Source organism: Crenobacter intestini (genome assembly GCF_004919095.1).
Lineage (GTDB): Bacteria > Pseudomonadota > Gammaproteobacteria > Burkholderiales > Chromobacteriaceae > Craterilacuibacter > Craterilacuibacter intestini.
Map to the genome: position 1 here is coordinate 187,602 of NZ_STGJ01000005.1, position 19,738 is coordinate 207,339.

General features: G+C 69.4%; 15 protein-coding genes and 1 pseudogene. 10 read left to right on the forward strand and 6 right to left on the reverse strand.

What is annotated here, in order from left to right; genetic code table 11:
* Positions 1 to 3: 3 nt before the first annotated feature.
* The 5 genes from E5K04_RS06245 (at position 4) to E5K04_RS06265 (ending at position 8,815) form a co-directional block, all read left to right on the forward strand.
* Positions 4 to 3,060, forward strand: a complete 3,057-nt coding sequence (locus tag E5K04_RS06245; RefSeq protein ID WP_136552055.1) for an efflux RND transporter permease subunit — start codon at positions 4 to 6, stop codon at positions 3,058 to 3,060.
* Positions 3,061 to 3,085: 25 nt separating this feature from the next.
* The gene (locus tag E5K04_RS06250; RefSeq protein ID WP_136552057.1) at positions 3,086 to 4,402 is read left to right on the forward strand and encodes a TolC family outer membrane protein; all 1,317 of its coding nucleotides are present in this window, start codon (positions 3,086 to 3,088) and stop codon (positions 4,400 to 4,402) included.
* A gap of 288 nt (positions 4,403 to 4,690) precedes the next feature.
* Positions 4,691 to 5,959, forward strand: coding sequence for a 4-aminobutyrate--2-oxoglutarate transaminase (gabT, locus tag E5K04_RS06255; RefSeq protein ID WP_136552059.1), 1,269 nt, complete (start codon positions 4,691 to 4,693; stop codon positions 5,957 to 5,959).
* Between the two features lie 25 nt (positions 5,960 to 5,984).
* On the forward strand, positions 5,985 to 7,445 hold the full coding sequence (gene gabD / locus E5K04_RS06260; RefSeq protein WP_136552061.1) for an NADP-dependent succinate-semialdehyde dehydrogenase: 1,461 nt from the start codon (positions 5,985 to 5,987) through the stop codon (positions 7,443 to 7,445).
* 77 nt (positions 7,446 to 7,522) lie between these two features.
* On the forward strand, positions 7,523 to 8,815 hold the full coding sequence (locus E5K04_RS06265) for an NAD(P)/FAD-dependent oxidoreductase (RefSeq protein WP_136552063.1): 1,293 nt from the start codon (positions 7,523 to 7,525) through the stop codon (positions 8,813 to 8,815).
* A 1-nt stretch (position 8,816) separates the two neighbouring features.
* Here the strand turns inward: E5K04_RS06265 and E5K04_RS06270 are convergent, their stop codons facing one another.
* The 5 genes from E5K04_RS06270 to E5K04_RS06290 form a co-directional block, all read right to left on the reverse strand.
* Entirely contained in the window at positions 8,817 to 11,132 is a 2,316-nt protein-coding gene (locus tag E5K04_RS06270; RefSeq protein WP_136552065.1) for a sensor domain-containing diguanylate cyclase, read from the reverse strand.
* Between the two features lie 70 nt (positions 11,133 to 11,202).
* Positions 11,203 to 12,639, reverse strand: coding sequence for a hypothetical protein (locus E5K04_RS06275; protein ID WP_136552067.1), 1,437 nt, complete (start codon positions 12,637 to 12,639; stop codon positions 11,203 to 11,205).
* 67 nt (positions 12,640 to 12,706) lie between these two features.
* Entirely contained in the window at positions 12,707 to 13,162 is a 456-nt protein-coding gene (locus E5K04_RS06280; RefSeq protein WP_235844287.1) for a GNAT family N-acetyltransferase, read from the reverse strand.
* Positions 13,156 to 13,554 (reverse strand): rhodanese-like domain-containing protein, encoded by a 399-nt coding sequence (locus E5K04_RS06285; RefSeq protein WP_136552069.1) that lies wholly within the window; start codon positions 13,552 to 13,554, stop codon positions 13,156 to 13,158. Before E5K04_RS06285 ends, E5K04_RS06280 begins: the two co-directional genes overlap by 7 nt.
* A complete protein-coding gene (locus tag E5K04_RS06290) occupies positions 13,551 to 14,189 on the reverse strand; it encodes an FMN-binding negative transcriptional regulator (RefSeq protein ID WP_136552071.1) in 639 nt (212 codons plus the stop codon). Before E5K04_RS06290 ends, E5K04_RS06285 begins: the two co-directional genes overlap by 4 nt.
* Positions 14,190 to 14,270: 81 nt before the next feature.
* Here E5K04_RS06290 and pdxR point away from each other — a divergent pair, with 81 nt between their 5' ends.
* The 5 genes from pdxR (at position 14,271) to E5K04_RS06315 (ending at position 19,061) form a co-directional block, all read left to right on the forward strand.
* Positions 14,271 to 15,737, forward strand: a complete 1,467-nt coding sequence (pdxR, locus tag E5K04_RS06295) for a MocR-like pyridoxine biosynthesis transcription factor PdxR (RefSeq protein WP_136552073.1) — start codon at positions 14,271 to 14,273, stop codon at positions 15,735 to 15,737.
* Between the two features lie 111 nt (positions 15,738 to 15,848).
* Positions 15,849 to 16,682, forward strand: a complete 834-nt coding sequence (locus E5K04_RS06300; protein WP_136552075.1) for a phosphate ABC transporter substrate-binding protein — start codon at positions 15,849 to 15,851, stop codon at positions 16,680 to 16,682.
* Complete coding sequence (locus E5K04_RS06305) at positions 16,682 to 17,518, forward strand: PstC family ABC transporter permease (protein WP_136552077.1); 837 nt, start codon at positions 16,682 to 16,684, stop codon at positions 17,516 to 17,518. Before E5K04_RS06300 ends, E5K04_RS06305 begins: the two co-directional genes overlap by 1 nt.
* Entirely contained in the window at positions 17,515 to 18,375 is an 861-nt protein-coding gene (locus E5K04_RS06310; protein ID WP_136552079.1) for an ABC transporter permease subunit, read from the forward strand. Before E5K04_RS06305 ends, E5K04_RS06310 begins: the two co-directional genes overlap by 4 nt.
* Complete coding sequence (locus E5K04_RS06315) at positions 18,372 to 19,061, forward strand: phosphate ABC transporter ATP-binding protein (protein WP_168929167.1); 690 nt, start codon at positions 18,372 to 18,374, stop codon at positions 19,059 to 19,061. The genes E5K04_RS06310 and E5K04_RS06315 overlap by 4 nt, the downstream gene beginning before the upstream one ends.
* A gap of 566 nt (positions 19,062 to 19,627) precedes the next feature.
* Here E5K04_RS06315 and E5K04_RS06320 read toward each other — a convergent pair.
* Positions 19,628 to 19,738, reverse strand: a pseudogene (locus tag E5K04_RS06320) (IS110 family transposase); the annotation flags it as partial.

A 19,738-nucleotide genomic window follows, 5' to 3' on the forward strand; every position in this document is an offset into this window, starting at 1 on the left:
ACGATGCGACTGAACCTTTCGGAATGGGCGCTGAAGAACCAGCCCCTGGTGCGCTACCTGCTGGTGGTGCTGCTGCTGGCCGGCGCGTGGGCGTACGCGCAGCTCGGGCAGAAGGAAGACCCCGAATTCACCTTCAAGGCGATGATGGTGCGCGTGGCCTGGCCCGGCGCGACCGCGCAGCAGGTCGAGGAGCAGGTCACCGACAAGCTCGAGCGCAAGCTGCAGGAGATGGGCGAGCTCGAGTACGTGAAGAGCTACAGCAAGCCCGGCGAGGCGCTGTTCATCCTCAACCTGCGCGAGGGCGTCGACCCGAAGAAGGTCAAGGACTACTGGTACCAGGTCAGGAAGAAGCTCGGCGACATCCGCCACACGCTCCCCGCCGACGTACGCGGCCCCTACTTCAACGACGAGTTCGGCGACACCTTCGGCAATATGTACGCGTTCACCGGCGACGGCTTCAGTTACGAGGAGCTGAGGCGCGAAGTCGACAAGGCGCGCCGCGAGGTGCTGCGCGTGCCCGACGTGGGCAAGGCCGAGTTCGTCGGCGAGCAGGAGGAGCGGATCTGGGTCGACCTCGACAACGCGCGCCTCGCCACGCTCGGGCTCGACGCCCGCCTGATCTGGGCGGCGCTCGCAGAGCAGAACGCGACGGCCGGCGCCGGCGTGTTCCACACCGCCGACGAGCGGGTGTGGGTGCGCCCAAGCGGCGCCTACGACACGGTCACCGAGATCGAGAACACGCCTGTCGCCGCCGGCGGCCGCGTGTTCCGCCTGGGCGACATCGCGACGGTTTCCCGCGGCTACGCCGACCCGCCGGTCATGCGCATGCGCTTTAACGGCAAGCCGGCGATCGGCCTCGCGGTGAGCATGAAGGAAGGCGGCGACGTGCTGAAGTTCGGCGCCGCGCTGGCGAGCCAGATGGACGCGGTCGAGGCCGCGCTGCCGGTCGGCATCGCGGTCGACGCGATCTCCGACCAGCCCAAGGTGGTGAAAAGCGCCGTCGGCGAATTCATGAAGGCGCTGATCGAGGCGGTGGTCATCGTGCTCGCGGTCAGCTTCTTCAGCCTGGGCTGGCGCACCGGCATCGTCGTCGCGCTGTCTATCCCGCTGGTGCTGGCGATGACCTTCATCGCGATGTACTTCTTCAAGATCGACCTGCAGCGCATTTCGCTGGGCTCGCTGATCATCGCGCTGGGCCTGCTGGTCGACGACGCGATCATCGCGGTCGAGATGATGGCGCTCAAGCTCGAGCAAGGCTGGAACCGCTTCCAGGCGGCGACCTTCGCGTACACCAGCACCGCGTTCCCGATGCTCACCGGCACGCTGATCACCGCCGCGACCTTCCTGCCGGTCGGCTTCGCCAAGTCGAACGCCGGCGAGTACGTATTCAGCCTGTTCTCGGTGGTCACCATCGCGCTCGTCCTGTCGTGGATCGTCGCCGTGGTGTTCACGCCTTACCTGGGCTACCTGTTGCTGCCCGAGCGCGCGCACGCGCACGGCCACGACGACGTCTACCAGAAGCCCTTCTACCGCAGGTTCCGCCAGGCGGTCGTCTGGTGCCTCGACCACCGCAAGCTGGTGATCGCGGCCACCTTCGGCGCCTTCGTGCTGTCGGTCGGCGCGTTCAAGCTGTTTGTCGCGCAGCAGTTCTTCCCGGCGTCCAACCGCGTCGAGCTGATGGTCGACATGTGGCTGCCGCAGGGCGCGAGCTACGCGGCGACCGAGCGCGAGGCGAAGAAGCTCGAGGCGAAGCTCGCCGGCGACCCCGGCATCGCCAGCTTGACCACCTACGTCGGCGCCGGCAGCCCGCGCTTCTTCCTGTCGCTCGACCAGCAGCAGCAGCACCCGAACTTCGCGCAGCTGATGATCATGACGCGCGACCAGGAGAGCCGCGAGGCGGTGCGCGCCAGGATCCGCACGCTGTTCGACACCGACTTCCCGCTGGTGCGCGGCCGCGTCACCCGGCTGGAGAACGGCCCGCCGGTCGGCTACCCGGTGCAGTTCCGCGTGATGGGGCCGGACCATGACGAGGTGCGCGCCATCGCGAGCAGGGTGGAAGATACCCTGCGCGCCCATCCCGGCACGCGCCAGGTCAACAACGACTGGGGCGAGCAGATCAAGTCGCTGAGGGTGAGCATCGACCAGGACAAGGCGCGCGTGCTCGGCGTCTCCAGCCAGAACCTCGCCCGCCAGCTGCAACTGCTGATCTCGGGCGCGCAGCTTACCGAGTTGCGCGAAGGCGACCGCACCGTCGCGGTGATGGCCAGACTTAACAAAGGTGAACAACTGGACGTCGGCAAGCTCGGCCAATTGATGGTACAAACGGCCAGTGGCCGCTACGTGCCGGTCTCCCAGCTGGGCAAGGTCGAATATGTGCCCGAGGAGAGCATCGTGTGGCGGCGCAACCGGCTGCCGACCGTCACCGTGCGCGCCGACGCCGTCGACGGCGTACAGGCGTCCGACATCGCGCGCGCGCTGTGGCCCAAGCTGCAGGAAATGCAGAAGACGCTGCCGCTGGGCTACCACATCGAGGTGGGCGGTTCGCTCGAGGCGAGCCAGAAATCGCAGGAGGCGATCAATAAGGTCGCGCCGCTGATGGTGGTGGTGGTGCTCACCTTGCTGATGCTGCAGCTCAAGAGCTTCCAGCGCACGCTGATGGTGGTGCTGACCGCGCCTTTGGGGCTGATCGGGGTGACCATGGCGCTGATCGCGTTTTCCGCGCCGTTCGGCTTCGTCGCCATGCTCGGCGTGATCGCGCTCTCCGGCATGATCATGCGCAACTCGGTGATCCTGGTCGACCAGATCGAGAGCGACATCGGCGACGGCATCGACCCGTACGAGGCGGTGGTCGGCTCGACGGTGCGCCGTTTCCGGCCGATCATGCTGACCGCGCTGGCGGCGATCCTGGCGATGATCCCGCTGACCCGCAGCACGTTCTGGGGGCCGATGGCGGTGGCGATCATGGGTGGCCTCTTGGTCGCGACCGTGCTGACCCTGCTGTTTTTGCCGGCGCTCTACGCGCAGTGGTTCCGCGTGCGCCGACCGGCGGCCGCGGCCTGAACCTGACAGACATGAAAGACCAAGCATGAACCGCATCGCACCAACGCTCGCCGTCCTTGCCGCCGCCTGCCTGGCCCCCGCCGCGCACGCGTTCGACCTGTACGAGGCGTGGGCCGCCGCCCGCCAGTACGACGCGAACTTCGCCGCGCAAAAGGCCGAACGCGACGCCGGCCTGCAAAAGCGCGAACAGGGCCTGGCCGGGCTGCTGCCGCAGGTCGGCGTCGGCGCCAGCTACACCCGCAGCAACGACATCGAACCGGTGAAGACCTCGCCCTCGGGCAGCTACGGCAGCCACGGCTGGCAGGCGTCGCTCAGCCAGCCGCTGTTCGACGTCGGCGCGTGGACCGGCTACCAGAAAGGCAAGCTCGCCAGCCGCCTGGCCGACACCCGCTTTGACGCGGCCACCCAGACGCTGATCCTCGACGTTGCCCGCGCCTACTTCGGCGTGCTGCTCTCGCAGGACACCGTCGCGTCGGTGCAGGCGGCCAAGAAGGCGTTCGCCAAGCAGCTCGAGCAGGCGAAGAAGTCGTTCGACGTCGGCACCTCGACCATCCTCGACACCTACGAGGCGCAGGCCCGCTTCAACGCGGCGTCCGCGCGCGAGATCGCCGCGCTCTCCGAGCTCGAGGTGCGGCGCAACGCGCTCAAGACCCTGACCGGACTCGACGCGCAGGCCATCGCGCCGCTCAAGGGCAAGGTCGCGCTCGCGCCGCCGACGCCGGACAAGGTCGAACCGTGGATAGAACGCGCGCTCGCGCAGAACCCGGCCGTCGCCGCCGCGGCGCAGCAGCTTGCGCTGGCCGAGCAGGATCTGACTGCCTCGCGCGGCCAGCACCTGCCCAAGCTTTCGCTGTCGGCCGCCTACCAGGACCGCACGACCAATAACCCGAATGCGGTGCTGCAGCAGGTCAACGACAGCCGCGGCAGCTCGGTCGGCGTGACGCTGAGCATGCCGATCTACGCCGGCGGCGGCATCAACTCAAGAGTCGCCGAGTCGGTCGCGCTGCGCGAACAGGCCAGCGAGACGCTGGAGGCGACCCGCCGCAAGGTACGCGAGAACGTGCGCGCGGCCTTCCTCGGCGTCGCCAACGGCGCCGCGCTGGTCGACGCCAACGAGCGGCTGCTGGTCTCGGCGAAGAACCAGCTGGACGCAACCCGTCTGGGCAGAGAAGTCGGCGTGCGCACCATCCTTGACCTGCTCTCCGCCGAGCAGGCGTACTACGAGGCCGAGCGCACGCTGGCCGAGTCGCGCTACAACTACCTGACCGCCCAGCTGCAACTGGCGCTCGCCGCCGGCGAACTCTCCGAGACCACGCTGCGCGGCGTCAACCGCTACTTCTGAACAGGCCGGCGGCGCTTCGCGCGCCGCCCGCCTCCCCCTCGGCCCAGACGCCGCCCTCACCCTCTACCGGAACGACGCGCCTGCGCCGCTCACGTCAACCTTGCAAGCCACCAATGCCCACGGCATTTCCTCGCCTTTCTGTCGCCATTTCGCCAACGCCCGCGAGCGGGGTGTTTAATTTATCGATATGCCTGTAGCAAGTCGCTAAACAGCCGATTAGAATGATCCGGCGGACTGTCCGACAATCCGGACGCTCACAGCGACAGAACAACGAAGACGAGGCAAACCATGACCGACAGCAAAGACCTTCTCGAACGCAAGGCCCAGGCCACCCCGCGCGGCGTGGGCGTGATGTGCAACTTCTTCGCCGAGCGCGCGAAGAACGCCGAGCTGTGGGACAGCGAGGGCCGCCGCTACATCGACTTTGCCGGCGGCATCGGCGTACTCAACACCGGCCACCTGCACGACAAGGTGCAGCGCGCGGTCGCCGAGCAACTGAACAAGTTCAGCCACACCTGCTACCAGGTCGTGCCGTACGAGAGCTATATCCGCGTCGCCGAGAAGATCAACGCGCACGCGCCGGGCGACTTCGCCAAGAAGACCGCCTTCTTCACCACCGGCGCCGAAGCCGTCGAGAACGCGATCAAGATCGCGCGCGCGGCGACCGGCCGCTCGGGCGTGATCGCCTTCGGCGGCGGCTTCCACGGCCGCACCATGATGGGCATGGCGCTGACCGGCAAGGTCGCGCCGTACAAGATCGGCTTCGGCCCGTTCCCGGCCGAGGTTTTCCACGCGGCCTTCCCGAACGCGCTGTACGGCGTGTCCATTGAGGATTCGATCGCCAGCATCGAGAAGCTGTTCAAGTGCGACATCGAGCCCTCCCGCGTCGCCGCGATCATTTACGAGCCGGTACAGGGTGAAGGCGGCTTCTACACCGCGCCGGCCGAGTGGGTCGCCGCGATCCGCAAGCTGTGCGACGCCCACGGCATCCTGATGATCGCCGACGAAGTGCAGGCAGGCTTCGCGCGCACCGGCAAGTTCTTCGCCAGCGAACACTACGGCGTTGCCCCCGACCTGATCACCACCGCCAAGTCGCTGGCCGGCGGTTTCCCGCTCTCCGCGGTGGTCGGCCGTGCCGACGTGATGGACGCGCCGGCGCCGGGTGGCCTGGGCGGCACCTACGCCGGTAGCCCGCTCGCGCTGGCCGCCGCCGACGCGGTGATCGACGCGATCGAGGAAGAGAAGCTGCTCGAGCGCGCCGAGCGCCTGGGCGCGGCGCTGAAAGAAAAGCTCACCGCCATGAAGAAGGTCGTGCCGCAGATCGCCGACGTGCGCGGCCCGGGCGCGATGGTCGCCGTCGAGTTCAACAAGGCCGACGGCAGCGGCCCGGACGCCGACTTCGCCAAGAAGGTGCAGGCGCACGCGCTGGCTAACGGGCTGATCCTGCTCACCTGCGGCGTCAACTACAACGTGGTGCGTTTCCTGTTCCCGCTGACCATCGAAGACGCAATCTTCGCCGAGGCGCTGTCCAAGCTGGAAGCCGCCCTCATCGCCTGAGCCCACGCCGACAAGGAAGCCTGACATGTTGCAACTGAAAGACCCGACGCTGCTGCGCGAGCAATGCTACCTGGCCGGCCAGTGGGTCGATGCCGACAACGGCGAGACGATCCCGGTGCACAACCCGGCCACCGGCGAGCTGATCGGCACCGTGCCCAAGATGGGCCGCGCCGAGGCCGAGCGTTCCGTCGCCGCGGCGGCCGACGCGTTCAAGCTGTGGAAGAAGAAGACCGCCAAGGAACGCGCGCAGGTGCTGCGCCGCTGGTTCGACCTGATGATGGCCAACCAGGAAGACCTCGCCGTCATCCTGACCGCCGAACAGGGCAAGCCGCTGGCCGAGGCGCGCGGTGAGATCGCCTACGGCGCGTCCTACATCGAGTGGTACGGCGAGGAAGCCAAGCGCGTCTACGGCGACACCATCCCCGGCCCCGGTCTTGATCGCCGCATCCTGGTCACCCGCGAGCCGATCGGCGTCACCGCCGCGATCACGCCGTGGAACTTCCCCAACGCGATGATCACCCGCAAGGCCGCACCGGCACTGGCCGCCGGCTGCCCGATGGTGGTGCGCCCGGCCTCGCAGACGCCGTTCTCGGCGCTGGCGATCGCCGTGCTCGCCGAGCGTGCCGGCGTACCCGCCGGCGTGTTCTCGGTGATCACCGGCGGCTCGACCGAAATCGGCGGCGTGCTCACCGGCTCGGACACCGTCAAGAAGTTCAGCTTCACCGGTTCGACCGAGGTCGGCCGCATGCTGACCGCGCAGTGCGCGGCGACCATCAAGAAGGTGTCGATGGAACTGGGCGGCAACGCGCCCTTCATCGTGTTCGACGACGCCGACCTCGACGCGGCGGTCGAGGGCGCGATGATTTCCAAGTACCGCAACGCGGGCCAGACCTGCGTGTGCGCGAACCGCATCCTGGTGCAGGACGGCGTGTACGACGCCTTCGTCGAGAAGTTCGCCGCCGCGGTCGCCAGACTCAAGGTCGGCAACGGCATGGACGACGGCGTCAACCAGGGGCCGATGATCGACAGCAAGGCGGTCGCCAAGGTCGAGGAGCATATCGCCGACGCGCTCGAAAAGGGCGGCACGCTGGTGAGCGGCGGGCGCCGCCACGCGCTGGGCGGTTCCTTCTTCGAGCCGACCATCATCCGCGACGTCACCCCGGCGATGAAGGTCGCCCGCGAGGAGACCTTCGGCCCGCTGGCGCCGGTGTTCCGCTTCAAGAGCGAAGAAGAGGCGCTCTCGATGGCCAACGACACCGAGTTCGGCCTCGCCTCGTACTTCTACGCACGCGACATCGGCCGCATCTTCCGCGTCAGCGAAGGGCTCGAGTACGGCATGGTCGCCGCCAACACCGGCATCCTGTCCAACGAGATGGCGCCCTTTGGCGGGGTCAAGCAGTCCGGCCTCGGCCGCGAGGGCTCCAAGTACGGCATCGAGGACTACCTCGAGATCAAGTACGTGCTGATCGGCGGCGTCGACCGCTAAACGCCCGTCCGGGCGCAAGCGAGGGGCCGCCCGCGGGCGGCCCTTTGCACACCATAACAACAAGCAAGGAAACAGCCATGCACAAGGAAGACTTCAGCCACCACGCGCCGTCCTACTACGCCGCCAGCGCCAACCAAAGCCCCGGGCGTCCCGCCCTCGCGGGCAAGGTCCGGGCCGACGTCTGCGTGATCGGCGCAGGGTTCACCGGCATCTCGACCGCGCTGCACCTGGCCGAGGCTGGCTACAAGGTCATCGTGCTCGAGGCCGCTCGGGTCGGCTGGGGCGCATCGGGGCGCAACGGCGGGCAGATCGTCAACAGTTACAGCCGCGACATCGACGTGATCGAGGCGCGCCACGGCAAGGAAGCCGCCGCGCGGCTGGGCGCGATGGCGTTCGAGGGCGGCCGCATCATCCGCGAGCGGATCAAGCAATATGGCATCCAGTGCGACCTGAAAGACGGCAACGTGTTCGCCGCGTTCACCCAGAAGCAGCTGGACGAACTGTCCGCGAAAAAGGCGCTGTGGGAGCGTTACGGCCACACCGGCATCCGGATGGTCGACAAGGCCGGCATGCGCGGCATCGTCGACAGCGACGCTTACTGCGGCGCGCTGCTCGACACCTGGGGCGGCCACCTGCACCCGCTGAACCTGGTGCTGGGCGAGGCGGCGGCGTTCGAGTCGCTGGGCGGCGTGATCTGCGAAATGAGCCCGGTGACCGCCTTGGTCGAAGGCGAACCGGCACGCGTACGCACCGCCAGCGGTGAAGTCGAGGCCGACTTCGTGGTGGTGGCCGGCAACGCCTACCTCGGCAACCTGATCCCCAGGCTCGCCGAGAAGACGCTACCTTGCGGCACGCAGGTGGTCACCACCGCGCCGCTGGATGCCGCGCTTGCGCGCAGCCTGCTGCCGGGCGACAACTGCGTCGAGGACTGCAACTTCCTGCTCGACTACTACCGGCTGACTGCTGACCACCGCCTGCTGTACGGCGGCGGCACCGTGTACGGCGCGCGCGACCCGGGCGAAATCGAGTCGCTGATCCGCCCCAAGCTGGAAAAGACCTTCCCGCAGCTTGCGGGCGTCAAGATCGACTACACCTGGACCGGCAACTTCTCGCTGACGCTCAGCCGCCTGCCGCAGGCCGGCCGCATCGGCCGCAACGTCTACTACTCGCAGGGCTGCTCGGGGCACGGCGTCACCTACACCCATCTGGCCGGCCGCCTGCTGTCCGAGGCGATCCGCGGCCAGAACGGGCGCTTCGACGCCTTCGCCGCGCTGCCGCACTACCCGTTCCCGGGCGGGCGCTTACTGCGCGTGCCGATGCTGACGCTGGGCGCGTGGTGGTACGGCGTGCGCGACAAGGTCGGCGTCTGAGTCAGACCGCCAGTTCGACGCGGTCGCGGCCGGCGCGTTTGGCGCGGTAGCACGCCGCGTCGGCCCGCGCGAGGGCGGTGGCCGCGTCGTCGTCCCCCGACAGCGAAGTCACCCCGGTGCTCGCGCTCAGGCCGAGCGCCAAACCGTCGGCCGCCGCCACCCGCAGGCGGGCAATCTCGACACCGACCCGCTCGAGCAGTTGCTGCGCGGCGTCCGGCGGGCAGCCGGGCAACAGCAGGGCAAACTCGTCCCCACCCAGCCGGGCGACGGTGTCGCCCTCGCGCACCCGCTGCGCCAGCACGCGGGCGACCTGCTGCAACATCAGGTCGCCCGCCGCGTGCCCGCCCCGGTCGTTGACCGCCTTGAAGCCGTCCAGGTCGAGCACCGCCAGCGCGGCACGGACACCGTCAGCCTGCAGCGCCTGATGCAGCGCCGTCTCCAGCCCTCGGCGGTTGAAAAGCCCGGTCAGCGGGTCGTGCAGCGCCTGGTAGCGGTGGCTGGCCTCGCGTGCGCGCCGCTCGGTGTCGTCGTGCAGCACGTAGACGCGGTAACCCTGCATCGCCCCTTGCGCGCATACCGACGACAGCGTCAGCGTCACCGCACGCCGGCTGCCGGTCGCCGCCTCCAGGTCCAGCTCCAGCGTCTTGCGCCCTTCGGCTTCGAGCACGCGGGCGCCGACCGGCAAGCCGCTCCCCGGCTCAAGCAGGCCGACCACGGCCCCCAGCCGCCGCCCGAGCGCGCCGGCGCCGCGCACGCCGAGCATGCGCTGGGCCGGCGCGTTCAGGTATTCGACCTCGTCGCGGTGATTGGTCAGCACCACCGCGTCGGCGATCGACTCCAGAATGGCCGCCTGCCGCTCGCGTTCGCCCTGCAGCGCCTGGAATTCGGCATCCTGCCGGGTGATGTCGAGCAGCACGACCAGGCAGCACGCACTGTCCAGCGCGACGATGCTCGCCTCGAGCAGCCGCTCGCCACCCGGGGTGCGAAATCGCGCGCGCAACTGGGTGACGCCGGCACTTTCGCCCGCGTCGGCGAGCGCGCGCAGGATGCGCGCGCAATCGTCGCCGTGCGCGTTGTGCAGCCAGCGCCCGTCAGCGGCGCCAAGCAGGGTGTTCGCCATCTGGTTGACGTAGCGCGGTACCCCCGAACGGCTGCACACCAGCACCCCCAGCGGCGAGGCTTCGTTGAGCGCCTTAAAGAAGGCCTCGCGCTCGGCCGCGTCCGCTTCGCTCGCCTCGCGCGCGGCCAGCGCGCGGTTGTACGCGCGGGCCAGGTGGGCCAGTTCGCGTACGCCGTCCTCGGCCAGCGGCACATGGTCTTCTCCCGCCTGCGCACGCTCAAGCTGCGTCTCGATCGCGTCCAGCGGGCGCAGCAGGCGGCGCATCAGCCACCACGCCAAGGGCGGTACCAGCAAGAGCCAGACCAGGCCCAGCCCCAGCAGGGTACGCGTCAGCGCAAGCAGCGGCGCGTCCGCTTCGCCGGCAGGCAAGGCGCCGCCGAGCACCCAGCCAGCGGCCTGCAGCGGACGGTAGGCGACGATCCCCTCGCCGCCGTCGGGCAGCCCTTCGCGGCCGACGCTGGCCACGCCCTCTGCGAGGGCACGCGCGAGCGACGGCAATTCGCCGGCCAGCTGGAACGGGCGGTCGATCAGCGTCGGCGCCGGATGGTAGATGAAACGCCCGCCCTGCTTCGACAGCAGCACGATATAGCCGTGCTCGCCGATGCGGATCCCGGCCAGTTCGCCGAACATTTCCTGCGAGAAAAGCTCGAGCGTGCCCGCGAGCATGCCGGAGAACTCGCCATCCGGCCCGAGGATGGGCGCGGTGACGACCAGCAGGCGCCGCCCAGTCTTGGCGAGGAAGGGGTCGGAGACCTGTGGCCTGAGGGTGTCGCGGGTCTGCCGGAAGTAGTCGCGCTCGGCGACGCTGACGCCGACCCGGCCGGGCTGGCTCGGGTAGTCGGCGATGATGGTGCCGTGGCGGTCGTAGAGGATGGCCGCCGAAAACGGCCCCTTGAAATGGCTGAAGCGCGTGACCAGCGATGCCGCGTCGCGCGTAAGCTGCTCCGCTCCCACCGTCAGTTGCGCCGCGCCGTCGGACACCAGGCGCTGGCGCTGGCGCAGGCGGTCGTCGAAGTCGGTCGCCGTGCGCTCGACCAGCGCCGCGACCTGCGCGCGCCGCATCGCTTCGAGCGCGCCGCGCGACTCAAGGTAATAGACGCCGATCAGCACCGCGCTGAGCAGCCAGCCGAAGGCCGCGCAAAACAGCGCCGCCCTGAACTTGAGCGAATGCGTGTCGAAAAGCCGCAGGACGCGCACCTGGCAATCCTCTATAAATAGATTCGCCAGAGAAAATATACCAAATTAATAGAATTGCCCAGCGGCAGGCTCAATGCCAGCGCGTCTGCTGCTCGGTCAGCGCGATGCCCGCCTCCTGCATGCACTCGACGAGGTCCTGCCAGCAGGCCTGGCGGTCGGACGCGACGTCGGGCACCACCAGCCACGGCGTGCGCGCGATCGCCTCGCCGCCGCGCGCCTTGAGCGCGACCTCGTAGCCCTGCAGTTCGGGCTGGTACTCGGCGACGGCCTCGAGGTCGCGCAGGTGCGCGAGCCCCGCCGCGGCGACGGCAACACTCAGCCCCAGCCGCTTGCGGTTCCACGCACGCACGCCGGCCTCCAGCGCCTCCCAGATCGGCAAGGGCGCGAACAGCTCGGCCTCGCCGTACTCCATCTCGTTGCTGATCGCCTGCTGCACCAGCGGCATGGTCGCGTCGAGCGCCTTGCGCGCCTTCTGGCGCACCTGCTGCGCGTCGAGCACGCCGCGCTCGACGATGAACGGGATCCACGCGATCACCAGCTGCGCGTCGCCCGTCTGGTTGGCCGCCTCGAAGGTCGCGCGCGCGGCCTCCGGGTCTTCCGGCGCGATGTCGCAGCCGGCGTCCATGATGGGCGCGAGGTGGATCAGGCTCTGGCACGCGCGCTCGTTGAGCATGTCCAGGGTGAACAGCGTCGGCGACATCCACAGGATGGCCTTCTCCGGCACCTCTAGCGCGTCGGCCAGCGCGACCTCGACCCGCTCCATCAGCGGGAAGTGCCACCACACGCCGCCCTTGGCGCGCGAGAACGCGATCGGCATCGCCCACAGCTCGAACGACGCGAAGCTGCCGTCCTTGCGGATCACCTCGGGGTTGGCGATCAACTTGCGCGCGGTGTCGACCAGTTGCGCGCGCGCGGCGGCCTCGCCCTGCAGCGCGAGCTGCGCCTCGGTGAACACCGCCTGGTCACCGCCTTGCAGCGCGAGCTGCACGCTGGCGGCCAGCTGCACGCGCGCCATCGGCTGCGCCGCCGCCTCGCGCGCCTTCGCCATCAGGTCCTGGATCGCCGCCTGGCGCTCGGCCGGCGGCAGGGGCTCGGTCGGCACCACGCGCATCTCGCGCGCCGGCGGGTTGGTGTCGCGCTCCTGGTACGCCAGGTTCAGGCGGTCGTACACGGTGATCGCCTCGTCGCAGATGCGCTGCAGTTGCGCGGCGGTCGGCGGCTCGTCCCAGAAGTTGAAGTCGAACAGCCTGAAGCCCTTGTTGCACACGTAGACGGTGATGTTCTCTTCGTCGTCGAACAGCACCGCGCTCGCGTACGCTTCGCTGTCGCGGCCGGCAAACGGCGTGTCGTCGTGGCCGACCAAGCGGCAGATGAACGCCGGCTCCTCGGTATGCACGATGTACTCGCAGGGCTCGAGCCCCTTGTCGTCCACCGCGTCGCCAAAGATGAAGCGGCTGGGGATGAAGGGGTCGCCCTTGATGCGTGCGTTGCGGGGATGCGGTTTCATGGCGTTCCGGATAATGGCTGGCGTCGTTGCTGAGCCGGTCATTGTACCGCGCACGCACGCACCGGTGTTAACCGAGCGGCCGCACGAAGTGGAACGACTGGATGGTGAAGCCCTCGCGGAAGTAGAAACGGTGCGCGTCGGTGCGCCAGGTGCCCGAGTCGAGCGCGAAGAACGCGCAGCCCTGTCGCGCGGCCTCGGCGTCGCACGCGGCGAGCAAGGCCTTGCCCACCCCTTGCGAGCGGTACGCCTCGCCCGTCACCAGGTCGTCCAGGTACAGCCGCCGCCCCTGGTAGGTGTTCTCGTAGATTCGCCACAGCGCGACGCCCTGCACCTGGCCTGCGTCATCCAGCGCGACAAACATCCGCGCGCCGCCGGCAAACACCCGCGCCATCGTCGTCCGGTAGCCCGCTGCGTCTTCGGGCAGGGCGGGGCGCAACTGGCGGTGTACCGGCAAGGCGCGCGCGAGCAGGTCTTCGCGCAGCAGCACTCCCGCTTCGTCCTGCAAAGCCACGACCGTCAGCATGTGGCCTCCCCCGCGCAGCCGCACGAGGCGGCGCCGGCACTGCCTTGGCTCGTCGCGTAGCCGTCGCGTTTCCACCAGTCGAGCCCGCCTAGCAGCTCCTTGACCCTGAAGCCGAGCCGGGAGAGCGCGAGCGCGGTCTTGGTCGACGCGTTGCAGCCTATGCCGTCGCAGAAGGCGACCAGCAGCACGTCCTGCGGCAAGTGCCCGGTCGAGGCGGCGTCTATCGTGCGGTGCGGCAGGTTGACCGCGCCGGGGATGGTCTCGGCGGCGAACGCCGCCGCCGAGCGGCCGTCAACAAGCAACAGCGGCTCGCCGCGCGCAAGCGCGCTGTATACGTCGAAACTGTCGGTCTCGTACTCGAGTTTGGCGAGGTAAAAGTCTTCCGCCTTCATGATCTCTCTCCCTGGTCTGCTTCGATCCTGTCCATGGCCGCCGCGACGGCGGCCGACGCGGCGTCGCCGCGCGCGGCGAGCCCCTGCCGGATGCCCGCCCGCTCGGCCGCGCCGCGGTTCTGGCTCAATTTGTCCTTGCCTTCAAGCGTGCTGATCGCGATTTCGACGCCGACCACCGCCTTCAGCATCGCGGCGATGAAGTCGGCCGGCGCATCACCCACCTGCCAGTTGGCGCCAAGCGCGCCCTCCTGCGCTTCGGTCAACGCCGCCATCTGCGCGCGCAACCACGCGGCGTCGTCGACGACGCGCAGGCGGCCGTGTGCGTGCACGACCCGATAATTCCAGGTCGGCACCACCCGCCCGTGCTCGGCCTTGCCGGGCAACCAGCCCGGCGAGACATAGGCGTCGTCCGCGCCGAAGATCGCCAGCACCTCGGCGCCATCGCAGGTGGACAGCGGGTTGGCCCGCGCGACATGGCCGCGCAGCACGCCTTCTTCCGCGTCCGGCCACAACACGACGGCGTCGGCGGCGAGACTGCCGCCTTGCAGCCGCACCAGGTGGGCGAGCGGGTGCGCGCGCATCAGCGCGTAACACTCGGCGGGGTCGTTGGCAGCAAACAAGGGTGGGCAATACACGCGGGGCACCTCGGCAAGGAATTAACGCTTATCATAGGGCGGCAAGTGGCCCATGATCAGGGCCACTTGAGCAGACAAGGGATGGACCACTTGCACAAGGACTGGCTGACCGAGGCGCTGCTTGCCGAACACTGCCGCGGCGCGCAGACGCTCGCGCACGCGCTGCGCCGCTGGATCGCCGCCGGCCGTCTGCCCAGCGGCGCACGGTTGCCGTCGAGCCGCGCGCTCGCGGCCGAACTGGGCATCGCCCGCGGCAGCGTCAGCGCGGCGTACGAGCAACTGGTCGCCGAGGGCTACCTCGCCGCCCGCCACGGCAGCGGCACCTACGTCAGCGCACCGGTGCGACCGGCCACGCCGGATGCGCCGCCCGCCGCCCACCCGCGCGGCCTGTCCGCACGCGGCCACGCGCTGGTTCAGGCAAGCCGGCTGCCGGCCGGGCTGACCGGCGCCTTCGCGCCGGGCATGCCGGAAATCGCGCGTTTTCCGCACGCGACCTGGCAGCGGCTGCTGGGGCAAGCGCAGCGCCAGGCCAGCCTCGAGCTGTTCGGCTACCGGCAGGGCGGCGGCCACCCGCTGCTGTGCGAGGCACTCGCCGACTACCTGACGCTGTCGCGCGGCGTGCGCTGCGACGCCGCGCAAATCCTGATCGTTCCCGGCGCGCAGGCCGCGCTCGAACTGACCGCGCGCCTGCTGGCCGAGCCCGGCGACACCGCGTGGGTCGAGGAGCCCGGCTACGGCGGCGCGCACGCGGCGTTCGACGCGGCCGCGCTGTCCATGCACCCCATGCCGGTCGACGAACACGGCCTGGCACCCAAGGGCGCAGCAGCCGCCCCCGCGCCGCGGCTGATCTACCTGACCCCGTCGCACCAGTACCCGGGCGGCATGGTGATGCCCGTCACCCGCCGCCTCGAGCTACTGGAGACCGCCGCGCGCCACGACGCGTGGCTGGTCGAGGACGACTACGACAGCGAATTCCGCTACAGCTCGGCACCGATCCCGGCGCTGCAGGGGCTGGACCGGCAGGGGCGCGTGATCTACGTCGGCACCTTCAGCAAGGTGCTGTACCCAGCGCTGCGACTGGGCTACCTGGTGCTGCCTGACGCGCTGGTCGACCCGTTCCGGCGCGCCGCCGCGCGCCTCTACCGCGAAGGGCACTACCCCGCGCAGGCCGCGCTCGCCCACTTCATCGCCGACGGCCACTTCGCCCGCCATATCCGCGCGATGCGCGAACTCTACCGGCAACGCCAGGCGCTGCTGCGCGCGGTGCTCGCGCGCGAACTGGGCGACGCGCTGCCGCTGTCCGCCGGCGAAGCCGGCCTGCACCTGATCGCCCGCCTGCCCGACGCCTTCGACGAAGACGCGCTCTCCCGCCGCGCCGCCGATGAAGGTCTGTGGCTGCGCACCTGGCAGCGCCACTGCCTGGCGCCGACCGATACGCGGGCGTTGGTGCTCGGCTACGCGGGGGTCGAGGAGCAGGCGCTCGCTCACGCCGCCACGCACCTCGCCCGCCTGCTGCAGGCCTCCGACGGCTTCGCCGGCCGGCGCTGATCCTTGTCAAATCCCATGCGATCAGTGCGGCCATGCCGGAACGCGCACGCTATAATCCGCCGCTTTTGCGCCGCCTTTAGCCGGTGCGCCACCCCAGACGAGGTTTTCCCCATGAACAAGCACCGCATCGCGGCCGCCTTTGCCGGCCTGGTCACCCTCCTTGCAGCCGCCCACGCCGGCGCCGCCGACATCGACGCCTTCAAGGGCCTGTCCGGCAAGCTCGACGTCGCCGGTGGCACCGCGCATATCCCGGTCGTCGAAGACGTCGCCCGCCACGTCTCGCGCGCCAACCCCAACGTCCGCATCTCGGTCAGCGGCGGCGGCAGCGGCGTCGGCATCCAGAAGGTCGGCGCCGGCCTCGTCGACATCGGCAGCACCGGCCGCGCGCCGAGCGCCGAAGAAGTCGCCAAGTACAACCTCAAGCCGTTCCAGTTCGCGCTCGACGGCGTCGCCGTCGCCGTCCACCCCGGCAACCCGGTGAAGAACCTCAGCCGCGCGCAACTGGCCGACATCTTCAGCGGCCGCGTCGACAACTGGAAAGCCGTCGGCGGGGCCGACCAGCGCATCCACCTGTACAGCCGCGACGAGGCGAGCGCGACCCGCGAAGTGTTCGTCGACAAGGTGCTCGGCAAGGGCCAGTCGCCGGCGGCGAACGCGACGGTGGTCGCGTCCAACGGCGCGATCAAGACGGCGATCGCCCGCGACAAGGGCGCGATCGGTTACCTGGGCCTGGGTTACGTCGACGCCAGCGTGAAGCCGGTCGCGATCGACGGCCACGCGCCCAGCCAGGAAAACGCCAAGTCGGGCGCCTACCCCATCGTGCGCGGCCTCTACTTCAACACCCGCGGCGAACCCAACGCGCTCGCGTCCGCCTTCTACCGCTACCTGAAGACCGGCGAAGGCCAGTCGGTGATCCGCGCGCACGGCTACATCCCGGCCTTCTGATGCACGCGCGCCTGACCGGGGCGCTGCTGCGTGCCGCGGCCCAGGTCTCGACGCTGTGGGTCGTGCTCACCCTGCTGCTCTTCGCGTGGCTGGGCCGCCCGCTGTGGCAGGACCCGGCCGCGCTCGCCTCGCTCGCGGGGTTCAGCTGGAACCCGGCCGCCGGCCAGTACGGGCTGGGCGCGATGTTCGCCGGCACCCTGCTGCTGTCGAGCGGCGCCCTCGTGCTCGCCTTCCCGCTCGGCCTCTTGTGCACGCTGTTCGTGCTCGCGCTGGGGCCGCGCGCGCTCGCCCGCCCGCTACGCCAGGTCCTCACGCTGATGGCCGGCGTGCCGACCATCGTCTACGCCTTCGTCGCCGTCTGGCTGCTGGTGCCGTGGCTGCGCGACAGCGCCGGCGTCGGCATGGGCTTCTCGTGGCTGGCGGCGTCGCTCACCTTGGGGCTGATGCTGGTGCCGACCGTCGCGCTGCCGCTGATCGGCGTGCTTGCGCCCGCCGACGCTGCACTCGCTCCAAGCTGCGACGCGCTGGGGCTTCGCCGCGTGCAACGCCTGCTCTGGGTCACCCTGCCCGCGCATAAGCCGCTGATGCTGTCGGTGCTGCTGGTCGCGGCCGGCCGCGCCGCCGGCGATACCCTGATCGCGCTGATGCTCTCGGGCAACGCGCCGTGGCTGCCGCAGTCGCCGGCCGACCCCTTGCGCGTGCTCAGCGCGCATATCGCGCTGTCGCTGGCGACCGATACCGAGAGCACCGCGTACGCGGCAATCTACGCGAGCAGCCTGCTGCTGCTCGCCTGGGTCGGCTTCAGCCACGCCCTCTCGCGCAGGCTCATGCGATGACGCGCCGCCTGATCGAACGCGTGGTGATCGCCGCCGCCTGGTGTGCGGCGTTGCTGATCCTCGCCCTGTTCGCAACCATGCTGGCCTTCCTCGTCGCGCACGCGGCGCCGGCGCTGGACGGCCACCTGCTGTTCGGCGACGCCGACCCTTGGCGGGCGATAATAGGCGCCGAGATGGTGTGGGACGGGTTGTGGCCTGCGCTGGTCGGCAGCGCGCTGTTGACGCTGATCGCCCTCGCCATCGCGTTGCCGCTGGGCGTCGCCGCCGGCGTCGCCCAAGCCGAGTTCGATTCGCCGGCGCTACGCGCCTCGCGCGCGATGACCGACCTGCTCTCGGGCATGCCGTCCATCGTGCTGGGCCTGAGCGGCTTCATGCTGATCGTGCTGTTGCGTGGCGTGTTGCCCACCGCCAACGTCTCCCTGCTGCTCGCCGCCTGTTGCGTCGCCCTGCTGATCCTGCCCTACCCGACCGTCGCCACACGCCAGGCGCTGCTGCGCGTGCCCGCCGCGCTCAGGCTAGCCTGTGACGCGCTGGGGATGACGCGGCTGCAGGCAATCCGCCACGTCTACCTGCCCGAATGCCGGCAGGGCATCGTCGCTGGCGCCGTGCTCGCGTGCGGGCGGGCGCTGGAAGACGTCGCTGTCATCCTGCTCACCGGCGCGGTCGCGAGCTTCGGCGTGCCGCGCAGCGTGTTCGACCCGTTCGAGGCGCTGCCGTTTTTCATCATGGTGACCGCCAGCGAGTACCGCGACGAGCAGCAGCTCGCGCGCGCTTTCGCCGCCGCGCTGCTGCTGCTTTGCCTCTCCGCCTTGCTGTTCACCCTCGCCCGCCGCCTGCAAGGAAAATCCGACCAGTGAACGCGATCGAATGCGAAAAGCTGTCGCTCAGCGTGGCCCGGCACACGCTGCTCGACAACATCAGCCTGAACCTGCCCGCCCACCGGCTGACCGTGCTGCTCGGCCCGTCCGGCTCGGGCAAGACCAGCTTCCTGCGCTGCCTGAACCGCCTGCACGACCCGGTGCCCGGCGCCCGGGTCAGCGGCCGTGTGCGCGTGCACGTGGACGGCCGCTGGCTCGATCCGTACGCGCCTGCCACCGACCCGGTGGCGCTGCGCCGCCGTATCGGCATGGTGTTCCAGCACCCGCAACTGCTGCCCGGCTCGATCCGCCGCAACCTCGAGTTGCCGCTCGCGCTGGTTCACGCGCTGCCGCGCGCGGCGCTGGCGCAACGCGTCGAAACCGCGCTGCGCGACGCCTGCCTGTGGGACGAGGTGCACGCCCGGCTGGACGCCCCGGCAAGCACACTGTCCGGCGGCCAGCAGCAGCGGCTGTGCCTCGCGCGCGCGCTCGCCCTGCAGCCGCAAATCCTGCTGCTCGACGAGCCGACCGCGTCGCTCGACGGTGAGGCCGGCGGCAAGCTCGAGGCTGCGCTGATCGAACTCAAGACGCGCCATACCCTGGTGATGGTCAGCCACAACCCGGCGCAGGCCGAGCGCATCGCCGACCATATCGTCCGCTTCGAAGCGGGTCGGCTGGTCGCATAAAGCATCGCACGCACATGCGCAAAAGCCCTGACCAGAAAACGGTCAGGGCTTTTCTTTGGCGATGCCCTAATTAAAAGTTGGTGGTACTGTTGCTGACATCGCGGACTGTTCTTGCGGCAGCCACCCTTCCGCGTAGGCTCGCGCCGGCAACAAAGGTGCTGGCGAAGTCTTAAGCTGGCCAACTCGCGATTCGACGGTAGCGAATCGCGAGTTGGCCAGCGCCTCGCCTGCGTCTTTGTTGACGGGGAAGTCGCAAGCCTTCGGGGGCGTTTGGGATGCAAGGGGCTTGTCGCTACAATCTATGGTCAGCCTGAACTTTGCAAGGACAGAATCGTGATGAACAATGACAGGGAACGCTTGCTCTAATCTATCCGGATTCCTGATGGGCAGCTAAGCCCGATCCATGATGTGAGCCGCGCCTGACGGTCCTCAAAAGCCCCCCAGTCTAGAAGACTGTTGTAGATATCAGGTTGTCCGTCAGGCCGTGGGCCGGTTGTCGTCATCAGTGTCTGTCATCGCAATAGCAGGCTTTCACTCACCGCCGGGGTCCTCCCGGCGGTTTTTTTTCAATTCACGGCACGGGGCTGGGGGCGATAATCGCCGCCTTTGGCGATAATCGCCCACACGACCCGTGCCAGCTTGTTGGCCAGCGCACAGGCCACGATATTGCCGTGGCG

Coding starts and splice junctions, on each gene's coding strand:
- E5K04_RS06300 (WP_136552075.1), top strand. CDS start 15,849: ATGAACAAGCACCGCATCGCGGCCGCCTTTGCCGGCCTGGTCACCCTC.
- gabT (WP_136552059.1), top strand. CDS start 4,691: ATGACCGACAGCAAAGACCTTCTCGAACGCAAGGCCCAGGCCACCCCG.
- E5K04_RS06285 (WP_136552069.1), bottom strand. CDS start 13,554: ATGAAGGCGGAAGACTTTTACCTCGCCAAACTCGAGTACGAGACCGAC.
- E5K04_RS06280 (WP_235844287.1), bottom strand. CDS start 13,162: ATGCTGACGGTCGTGGCTTTGCAGGACGAAGCGGGAGTGCTGCTGCGC.
- E5K04_RS06250 (WP_136552057.1), top strand. CDS start 3,086: ATGAACCGCATCGCACCAACGCTCGCCGTCCTTGCCGCCGCCTGCCTG.
- gabD (WP_136552061.1), top strand. CDS start 5,985: ATGTTGCAACTGAAAGACCCGACGCTGCTGCGCGAGCAATGCTACCTG.
- E5K04_RS06310 (WP_136552079.1), top strand. CDS start 17,515: ATGACGCGCCGCCTGATCGAACGCGTGGTGATCGCCGCCGCCTGGTGT.
- pdxR (WP_136552073.1), top strand. CDS start 14,271: ATGGACCACTTGCACAAGGACTGGCTGACCGAGGCGCTGCTTGCCGAA.
- E5K04_RS06305 (WP_136552077.1), top strand. CDS start 16,682: ATGCACGCGCGCCTGACCGGGGCGCTGCTGCGTGCCGCGGCCCAGGTC.
- E5K04_RS06265 (WP_136552063.1), top strand. CDS start 7,523: ATGCACAAGGAAGACTTCAGCCACCACGCGCCGTCCTACTACGCCGCC.
- E5K04_RS06245 (WP_136552055.1), top strand. CDS start 4: ATGCGACTGAACCTTTCGGAATGGGCGCTGAAGAACCAGCCCCTGGTG.
- E5K04_RS06275 (WP_136552067.1), bottom strand. CDS start 12,639: ATGAAACCGCATCCCCGCAACGCACGCATCAAGGGCGACCCCTTCATC.